At 69.1% G+C, this 9,197-nt stretch carries 6 protein-coding genes; 4 read left to right on the plus strand and 2 right to left on the minus strand.

What is annotated here, in order from left to right; genetic code table 11:
• Window positions 1-144 precede the first annotated feature (144 nt).
• On the minus strand, window positions 145-594 hold the full coding sequence (locus tag D7X74_RS35385) for a DofA protein (RefSeq protein WP_120537408.1): 450 nt from the start codon (window positions 592-594) through the stop codon (window positions 145-147).
• Between the two features lie 336 nt (window positions 595-930).
• Window positions 931-3,405 carry an acylase gene (locus D7X74_RS35390; RefSeq protein WP_304984939.1) on the minus strand — a complete coding sequence of 825 codons (2,475 nt, stop codon included), beginning with the start codon at window positions 3,403-3,405 and terminating at the stop codon, window positions 931-933.
• Window positions 3,406-3,630: 225 nt separating this feature from the next.
• Between D7X74_RS35390 and D7X74_RS35395 the strand changes: the two genes are divergently transcribed.
• The 4 genes from D7X74_RS35395 to D7X74_RS35410 form a co-directional block, all read left to right on the plus strand.
• Complete coding sequence (locus tag D7X74_RS35395; protein WP_120537410.1) at window positions 3,631-4,281, plus strand: phosphatidylcholine/phosphatidylserine synthase; 651 nt, start codon at window positions 3,631-3,633, stop codon at window positions 4,279-4,281.
• A 201-nt stretch (window positions 4,282-4,482) separates the two neighbouring features.
• Window positions 4,483-7,434 (plus strand): choice-of-anchor D domain-containing protein, encoded by a 2,952-nt coding sequence (locus D7X74_RS35400; protein WP_120537411.1) that lies wholly within the window; start codon window positions 4,483-4,485, stop codon window positions 7,432-7,434.
• 181 nt (window positions 7,435-7,615) lie between these two features.
• Window positions 7,616-7,951, plus strand: coding sequence for a hypothetical protein (locus D7X74_RS35405; protein ID WP_120537412.1), 336 nt, complete (start codon window positions 7,616-7,618; stop codon window positions 7,949-7,951).
• Between the two features lie 103 nt (window positions 7,952-8,054).
• The coding region (locus D7X74_RS35410) for a serine/threonine-protein kinase (protein ID WP_370450841.1) at window positions 8,055-9,197 on the plus strand (1,143 nt) is incomplete at its 3' end.

Consider the following 9,197-nt stretch of genomic DNA (forward strand, 5'->3'; position numbering starts at 1 on the left):
CCGTGCGCGCCCGGGGCTGAAGAAAGCCCGCCGCAACTCCCGCCTGGCGCCCTGAAGCTTCCCGGCCCCCGTGTCCCTTCCCGCAGCGTGGGATGGGGCGCGGGGGCCTGGTCGTCTTCAGCGGATGGCTTCAGGGGAAGGGCCCTACAGCACCACGCCCCGCGTCCGCGCTTCGTTGACCACCTGGGTGCCGTCCACGCCCAGCCGCCGCGCGATGAAGCCCGCCGCCCCGTCCGCGTTCTTGTGCACGCGGATGAACTGGTCGTCGTACGTGCGCGTGACGATGAGCATCCCGGACACGATGACGCGCTGGAGGTTGTGCTGCAGCTCGTTGCCTTCGATGACGACGTGGATCTCCGAGAACAGCGACCGCGCATCCGACAGCATGTTGGACAGGTGCCGGCGCTGCTCGCTGTTGGGCACCGCCGCCTTGGAGCCCGCGCTCGTTACGAGGATCATCGGTTGCTGGTGCTGCTGGTAGGCCGTCTGCATCTTCTGGAACACCGACTGGATTTCATCCGGCGTCGGTGGAGCGTCCCAGCGCAGGAAGAAGACCTTGTCGATGACGTCTGTCTTGTAGACCGGAAGTGCCATGGCGTTCGCGACTCCTTCGTGACGGGCCCATCCCCCCGGGCCTGAGTGCCATCCTGCTCTTCACCCGCGGTCAAGAAACTAGCCCTGCGGGCCGACATTCTTGAGACGACACATCGCGCTGTCCCTGACGGTGGCACCGACTGTGTCCTCACCTCAGGGGCCCGGCGGATGTTGTTTGACGGAAGGTGAACCCAGACGCCGGGGCAGCCCGCCCTGTCTGCGTATTCCGTTGAGCATGGCATCTTTCAATGGTGATTAGTGATGAAAACAAGAAGGCCCCGGGAGCACGGGGCTCCCGGGGCCTTCGGTCTGCTTCAGCGCATCCGCCGGAGGGGATTACCCGCCGGAGATGTTGGTCTCGACGAGGGCGGCGTCCGCGGCGATCTGCGCGTCCGTGAAGAGGATGGGCCGCCACTTCTTCTGGGAGAACAGCTGGGTCTGGTCGCTGTAGAAGGGCGACTTCGGGTCACCCGACTCGCTGTACGTCAGCACCGCGTTGGCGGTGGGGCCCGCGTCGGTGAACTGCATGGCCATGACGAAGCTGCTGCCGTTGTTGATGGGGTAGCCCGCGTTGGACAGGCCCGTGTTGCCGCTGATGAGCGGGCCGCGGGTGGCGGAGTACTCGAACAGGGTGGTGCGGGTGACGCCGTAGGCGACGACGTTGGTGATGCCCTCGCGGCTCAGGCCGCCCTGGATGGGCACGCGCGCGCCGCTGCGCGCGGTGTACTGCACCTCGCCCAGCGTCTTGTCGAGCGCGATGCCGGACGCGTTGATGCTGGCCACGCCCTGCGCCAGCCGCAGCAGCAGCGGGTCCTCGCCCGTCTCCGGCGCGGGCGTCAGCGTGTTGGGCGTGTTGATGGGGTCGGCCGGGTCGAAGGGCACGTTGAACAGGATGCCCTTGTTGACCAGGCTGGCGCCGGGGACCGCGCCCAGGAACTCGCGGAAGACGAATGCGCCCTTGGAGCTGGTGTCGAAGCGGCCATCCCACCCGGCGAGCAGCGCGCACGCCTGGGTGATGTCCACCGCCATGCCCTGGAACATCACGGGCGTGGTGCGGCCCGTGCAGCGGGCGACGAGCCCCTCACGCGTCAGCTCCGCCATGCTGCTGCGGTTGCTGAACACGGCTGCCTTCAGCTCCTCCAGGCTGAACTTGCCGTCCGCGCCGGAGGCGCCGGTGGCGGTCTTCTCCGTGAGGGTGATGAGGTTCATGCGCGTGCGCGGCGTCTGGGGCGTGTTCTCGATGCCGTGCAGCGGCGAGAAGCCCGTCAGGGGCGCGGCCGGGTTGGACAGCCAGTAGCTGTCGTTCGCGTTGAAGACGAAGTCGCGGCGGTCCAGCTGCGGCACCTTGGCGAAGGGCACGAGGCCGGGGCTGCGCGAGCCCGGCTCCACCTGCCACTCGTTGGCCGGGTCACTGCCGTCGAGGAACACGATGCCCAGCGCGTTGTAGAGGCCGTAGGTGAGGTTGAGGCCGGGCGTCGAGGCCGCGGTGATCCACTTCGTCGCCGCGTCCTTGGTGAGGTTCGGGGTGGGCGTCGCGTCCGTGTACCAGGCGTTGCCCTCCTTGTCGGCGTACATGGTGTTCACCCAGGGCAGGCCCTGCTGGGTGGCGTAGACTTCCTTGAACTCGTTCAGGTTCTTGGCCTTGTTCATGCCGTGGAACTGGTCCAGGAACTTGATGTTCTCGATGTTGGCGTCGCGGATGGTGAGCGCCGTCTGCGTGTTCCAGCCCAGCGTGCCCGGCGGGAAGCCCGGCGCGGCCGAGTCCGGGATCGCGATGATGGGGCCGTAGTGGGTGAAGTACATCGTCTGCGAGTAGTTGGTGACGGAGCCCTCCGGGAGCTTCACCAGGATGGTGAAGTTCTTGGACGTCATCGCGCGCTCTTCGGTGCCGTACTTGTAGGTGGTCGGCTTTCCGGGCACCAGGTTCACCTGGTACATCGTCATGCGCTGGCCGGAGGAGAACGTGTGCGTCCACGCGACGTTCTCATTGAAGCCGATGAGCACCGCGGGCACGCCCATCAGGCCCACGCCGTACACGTTCATCTGACCGGGCACGGTCAGCTGGCTCTCCCACAGGCGCAGCTCGCCTTCCCAGGGGAAGTGCGGGTTGGCCATCACCATGCCCTTGCCGTTGTCGGTGCGCTCGGCGCCCAGGGCCCAGCCGTTGCTGCCGAAGTCCGTCTGGCGCAGCGTCCGCAACTGCTCCAGGGTGGGCATCTGGGGACGCAGGGAGGCCTGCTTGTCCACGGACTGCGCGCCCACGGCGGGGGGCGTCGCCGCGGCGATGGTGAGCGCCAGCTGGTTGATGCCGCCCACCAGCGTCAGGTCGATGTCATACGCCAGCAGGTCCACGGCGGTGATGGGCTTGACCCAGTCCGCGTTGGCGCAGTCGGCGGGACGCTCCGCCGGGGGCGTCTCCGCGATGTACTTGTTGTAGCCGGCCACGTAGCCGGTGAGCATCTGCTGCACTTCCTCCGACAGCTGGGGGAAGGCGGCCTCGGCGCGGGCGATCACGCCCAGCGACAGGTACGCCAGGTCGGAGCCCACGTAGGTGTTGCCGGGGCCCTGGCCCAGGTAGCGCGCGCGCTCGCTGCGCACCTTGATGATCTGGTCGGCCAGGGTGCAGACGTGGTCCTGGGCGAAGGCATAGCCCTGGCCGAAGCCCAGGCTGCCGTAGTTGTCGGCCGTGATGTGCGGGATGCCGTGCGACGTGCGGCGGATCTTCGCGGTGTACTTGGCGGGCGTGGGCTCCGGGGTGACGGGCTTGTCGTCGTCACAGCCGGCGGTGGCGACCAGGGCCAGCGACGTCAATAGGGAGAGAGACCAACGGCGGGCCCGGAGTGAGGTCCGGAATCCGCCGCGAGGAGGAAGAGAGTCGGGGGTGTGCTCGAGCATGGCGGGCGGAGACTAGGAAGGTGGAGATCGCCGGGTCAATGTTTCTGGGATTTGACTTTTTCACGGAAGTGAAACGCCCGGATGCATCGCGTCGCAGGTTTAGGAAAGCCGGAAAGACGGTGTGTGTTACACGGGGGCGCCATGACGTCCGAGCCCTCGCCGTCCCCGGCCCGCCGCCCGCGCCGCCACTTCTCCATGATTCGCACCTTCGTGCTGGCGGACTTCGTCACGCTCGGCAACGGCTTCGCGGGCGCGGGGGCCATCCTGGCGTCCATGCAGGCGCTGGCGACGGCGAACCCACGCTGGCTGTGGGTGGCGTTCGCACTCATGCCGGTGGCGCTGGTCATGGACGTGGCGGACGGCCGCATCGCGCGGTGGCGCTTCCGCAAGTCGCCCCTGGGCGCGGACCTGGACTCGCTGGCGGACGTCATCTCCTTTGGCATGGCGCCCGCGGCGCTGGCGTTCGCGGTGGGCCTGCGGGGCGGGCTGGACGTGGCGGCGCTGCTCTACTTCGTCGCGTGCGGCATCAGCCGGCTGGCGCGCTTCAACGTCACCTCCGCGGAGCTGTCGGACGGCACCGGCAAGGTGAAGTACTTCGAGGGCACGCCCATCCCCACCAGCCTGCTGCTGGTGATGGTGCTGGCGGTGGCCCTGTGGCAGGGCCGCATTGGCGACGCGCTGTGGGGTGGGGTGTGGGACATCGGCCCCGTCCAGCTGCACCCGCTGGTGCTGATGTACGTCGCCAGCGGCAGCGCCATGATCAGCAAGACGTTGCGGATTCCGAAATTCTGAAGAGCCCCCGGGCCGTGGGTGGGCGCCGTGACTTCCAGTGGACGTTCTGGAGGACAGTTCCACTGTTTTTCCCACGGTGAGGCGGTTGGCAGTCCCGGGGTGGGTGCCTAGCTTCGCCACCTGATCCGCAGGACCACCACGGTGTGGAATCCGGTGCGGCTTCGAGCATGTGGTGCGGCGGGAGGGGACGGGGTGGGTGCCATGACGGGGCGCTGGAGTCTGCTGGGCCTGTTGGCGGCGGTGTTGGTGTCGGGGTGCGCGGACCGGGAGCGTTCGTCGCTCGCGGACGGGCGGCTGACCGCGACGCCCGGCGGCGTGGACTTCGCACGGGTCGCCATCTTCGATGCGCGGGAATCCCAGGTGACGCTGCGCAACGTGGGACGCGCGCGCATCACGGTGGACGAGGCCTGGGTGGAGGGGCCGGAAGGCGCCTACAAGGCGGAGTTCACGCATGAGGGGCCGCACAGCCTGGTGCCCGGCGCCGAGTGCACGCTGAAGGTCCGCTTCGCGCCGCTCGCCGAAGGCGGCCTGCCCGCGGTGCTGGTGGTGCGCTCGGACACGCGCATCGAACCGCTGATGCGCCTGCCGCTCAACGGCGCCGGCGTGGACGCGTGGGCGCGGGTGTCGCCGCGCAAGCTGGACTTCGGCCGCATCGAGGCGGACTCCTCCAAGCAGCTGGGCGTCACGCTGGACAACCCCACGGACCTGCCGGTGATGGTGACGCCCAAGCTGGTGGGCGCGGACAAGGACGAATTCGTCGCGGAGGCCATCACGGTGAACCCGGGTGAGCGCCGCGAGCTGCCCGTGACGTTCAACCCGGTGCGCGTGGGCAAGAAGCAGATCGCCCTGGCGGTGTCGCCGTGCCACGGGTGCGCGGACGTGACGGTGCAGGTGACCGCGGAGGCGCTGGAGCGCGCGGTGGTGGCGGAGCCGGAGGTGCTGGACTTTGGCGCGGTGCCGGTGGACCGCGACGCCATCAAGGTCTCCAGCCTGCGCAACATCAGCACGGAGCCCGTCACGGTGACGTCGCTGATGCTGGACGGCACGGACGCGTCCTTCAGCCAGTCCAACACGGGCCTGCCGCTGGTGCTCCAGCCGGGCGAGGTGCGCGGCTTTGAAATCCGCTACAGCCCCGGCCACATGGGCCCGGCCATGGATCGCGCCGTCTACACGGTGGTGAGCAAGCGCCACCCCACGCTGCCCGTGCCGCTGCGCGGCTTCGGTGGCGCGTCCGAATTGTGTGTTTCACCGCTGACGTATGACTTCGGCGAGCAGCCGCTGGGCTCCAAGGTGCGCGTCGTCGTCAACGTGAAGAACTGCGGCACGGACAACGCGGGACCGCTGACCATCAACGCGCTGACGTGGACGCCGGACCCGTCCGGGCCGCTCCAGTTCAACCACAAGCCGCTGACGACGCCGTACACGCTGCCGCCCAACGGCGAAGTGAACCTGGAGATCTATTACGAACCGTCGCGCGAGGGCTCCGCGGCGGGTTCGCTGGTGATGACGACCAACGCCTTCTCCGCGGCCACGGTGCAGCTGGACTTCTTCGGCAGCGCGAAGGCGCATGACCCGTGCGACCTGGTGGTGACGCCGCAACTGCTGGACTTCGGCACGGTGCAGCCGGGGCGGGGCGCGGTGCTGGGCGTGAAGCTGCAGAACAAGGGCACGGACCTGTGCCCGGTGAAGAACATCCGCGTGGTCAACGACGGCGGCGGCGTGTTCCGCATGCCCGGCGGGGACCTCTTCGGCGGCATCATCTACCCGGGCGACTGGTTCAGCTTCCAGGTGTCCTTCCAGGCGCCCTTCACCGGCGGGGACTTCGCGGGTGAGCTGCAGGTGGAGCAGTACAACCCGGTGACGCCGGTGGTGCAGGTGCCGCTGATGGCGCACTCGCAGATGACGTGTCTGGTGGCGTCGCCCTGGTTCGTGGACTTCGGCCTGGCGCGCAAGGACTGCCGTCCGGCGCCGCGCGAGGTGAACTACCTCAACGCGTGCACCTCGCCCGTCACCATCTCCAACGTCTTCATCGGGCCGGGCACCACGGATTCGGAGTTCACGCTGTTGGATCACCCGGCGCCTCCCGCGTTCCAGTTGCAGCCGGGTGACTCCTTCACGGTGGGCGTGGACTACTTCGCGCAGGTGACGGGCATGAACCTGTCGCCCCTGTTCGTGGACTCCAGCGACCTGCCGGTGCCGCTCCTGGTGCCGCTCATCGGTGAGTCGTCGAAGAAGGTGGAGAAGACGGACAGCTTCGTGCAGCAGGACGTGAGCAAGGTGGACGTGCTGTTCGTCGTGGACAACACGGCGTCCATGGTGGAGGAGCACCCGAAGCTGGTGTCCGCCATCCCGTCCTTCGTGGACGCCGCGCGCAACAAGGCGGTGGACCTGAACATGGCGGTGACGACGACGGGCATCTCCGCGGTGTCCGGCGCGTGCCCGGGCGGCGCGCTGGGGGGCGAGGCCGGCCGCTTCTTCCCGGTGGACAACACCCGCCAGCGCATCCTCACGCTGGCGACGCCCAACGTCACGCAGGTGCTCCAGCAGAACATGCAGGTGGGCCAGTGCGCGCAGGTGGAGCAGGGCTTCGAGGCGATGCGCCGCGCGCTCACGTCTCCGCTGGTGAACAACGCGGATGATCCGCGCACCGCGCAGCCCAACGACGGCAACCTGGGCTTCCTGCGCGACTCCGCGGCGCTGGTGGTGGTGTTCGTGGGCGACGAGGATGATCACTCGCCGGACGCGGTCTCCACGTACGTGCAGTGGGCGCAGCAGCGCAAGGGCGAGAACCAGCCGCAGCGGGCGACCTTCTTCGCCATCGCGCCCACGAAGACGGCCTGTGCCACGGCGGGCGGCGCCGGCACGCGCTACGCGGACGCCGCCGCGCAGACGGGCGGTGAGGTCCTCAACGTGTGCGCCTCCGACTACGCGCCGCTCCTCCAGCAGGTGGCCAGCAAGGCGTTCAGCGCCCAGGAGCGCTTCCCGCTGAGCGAGGAGCCGGACGCGGGCACGGTGGTGGTGAGCGTCAACGGCGCCGCCACGACGTCGGGCTGGACCTACGACGCCGCGACCAACAGCGTGGTGTTCACCACGGTGCCGCCGCCGGGCGCGAAGGTGACCATCACCTACCGCCGCGCCTGCGCCAACGACTGAACGGTAGGAACGCTGTGGGTGTGGACCCCGTGACGGGCCGGTCATCCGGCCCCGAACGGGGATGTCAGCCCCCGGTGCTACAGCACTGCATCTGCCTGTGCGGATGACCAGAAAATTGGAGGCGCTCCCTCGGTGTGTACCCTGCGGAGCGTCTAGCTGCTGTTGCCTTGGGAGGCACGCTGTGAGCACCCGGATCCCCGACGAGCATCCGAAGTCCCCTCCGCGCGCCGGTGCGCCGGGGCTGCGGGTCATCCGCGGGGAGGGCCAGCGCAAGCAGGAGCCGCTGGCGTCCCGGGATGCCGTGGCCCGGGTGCTGATGGAGGCCGGGGCGGACATGCTGCTTCGGCGCATCAGTCCCCTGAGGGCCCAGGAGATCGAGCGCAAGGTGGACCGGGTGCTGGACCTGTTCGACCGGGTGGATGCGGCCCCGGTGCTGATGCCGGTGCTCAAGCGGCACCTGGACGAACTGGAAGCCCTGATGCGGGAGACCCGCGAGGTCCGGGCAGTCCGCCGCTAGGGCGCCGGGACGCCATCCCCCGGAAAAACCCCAAGGGGATTCGATGTTTGATTCCCCTGGCCGGGGGGCTTACGCTCGGGGCTCGCCTTCCCGCGTCCCGGCCGTGTCCATCGAAACCTACGGCAGCTACCAGCTCCTGAAGCGCCTTGCCACGGGCGGCATGGCGCAGATCTACCTCGCGCGGCGGCCGGGTTCGGATGCACCGGACAAGCTGCTGGTGCTCAAGCGCATCCTCCCGCACCTGTCGGAGAACGACGAGTTCGTCCGGATGTTCCTGGACGAGGCGCGGATCGCGGCCCGGCTCGCGCACCCCAACGTGGTGCAGATCTACGACCTGGGGGCGGAGGGGGACACGTTCTTCATCGCCATGGAGTACATCCATGGGGTGGACGCGCGCCGGCTCTGGAAGCGCTCGGAGACGTCCAGCAAGCCGCTGCCGGTGCCGCTGGTGTGCCGCATCCTGCTGGAGGCCAGCGCGGGGCTGGACTACGCGCACAAGAAGACGGACGCGACGGGGCGGCCGCTGGGCATCGTGCACCGGGACGTGTCGCCGCAGAACATCCTGGTGACGTTCGAGGGGGGCGTGAAGGTGGTGGACTTCGGGATCGCCAAGGCGGCGGACCAGGCCACCGTGACGCGCTCCGGGGTGCTCAAGGGCAAGTACTCGTACATGTCGCCGGAGCAGGCGTCCGGGCAGCGGGTGGACTGCCGTTCGGACGTGTTCGCGCTGGGCGTGGTGCTGCATGAGCTGCTGACGGGGGGCCGCCTCTTCAAGCGCCCCAGCGACATGCTGACGCTGTCGGCGGTGGCGGAGTGCAACGTGCCGCCTCCGTCGCACGTGGCGCCCCGGGTTCCGGCGGATCTGGATCCCATCGTGCTCAAGGCGCTCGCGAAGGATCCGGACGCGCGCTACCAGCACGCGCAGGACCTGCAGCGCGCGCTGGAGGGGTGGCTCGCGGCCCAGCCGCAGCCGTCGGGCACGGCGGACCTGGCCGTGTTCATGAAGGACCTGTACGCGGACCGGCTGTCCGACGAGGCCCGTTCGGGCGAGGTGCAGGTGACGGACGAGGAGGCCGGCGTGTCTCCGCGCTCGGAGCCGCCTGCCGCGCCGCGCCGTTCGGTGATGCGGCCCGCGATGGCGACGGGGCGCACGGAGCATGAGCCCACCACTACGCTGCGTCCGCCCCGGGCGAACCGGCCCAGTGGGAAGGTCGAACCGCGCCGCGAGGAAGGGGACGCCGAGGCC

This window comes from Corallococcus sp. CA047B (assembly GCF_003612065.1).
GTDB classification, from domain to species: domain Bacteria; phylum Myxococcota; class Myxococcia; order Myxococcales; family Myxococcaceae; genus Corallococcus; species Corallococcus praedator.

Excerpts from the sequence above, each read along its gene's own strand:
- D7X74_RS35385 (WP_120537408.1), bottom strand. The coding sequence starts at position 594 with ATGGCACTTCCGGTCTACAAGACAGACGTCATCGACAAGGTCTTCTTC.
- D7X74_RS35395 (WP_120537410.1), top strand. The coding sequence starts at position 3,631 with ATGACGTCCGAGCCCTCGCCGTCCCCGGCCCGCCGCCCGCGCCGCCAC.
- D7X74_RS35400 (WP_120537411.1), top strand. The coding sequence starts at position 4,483 with ATGACGGGGCGCTGGAGTCTGCTGGGCCTGTTGGCGGCGGTGTTGGTG.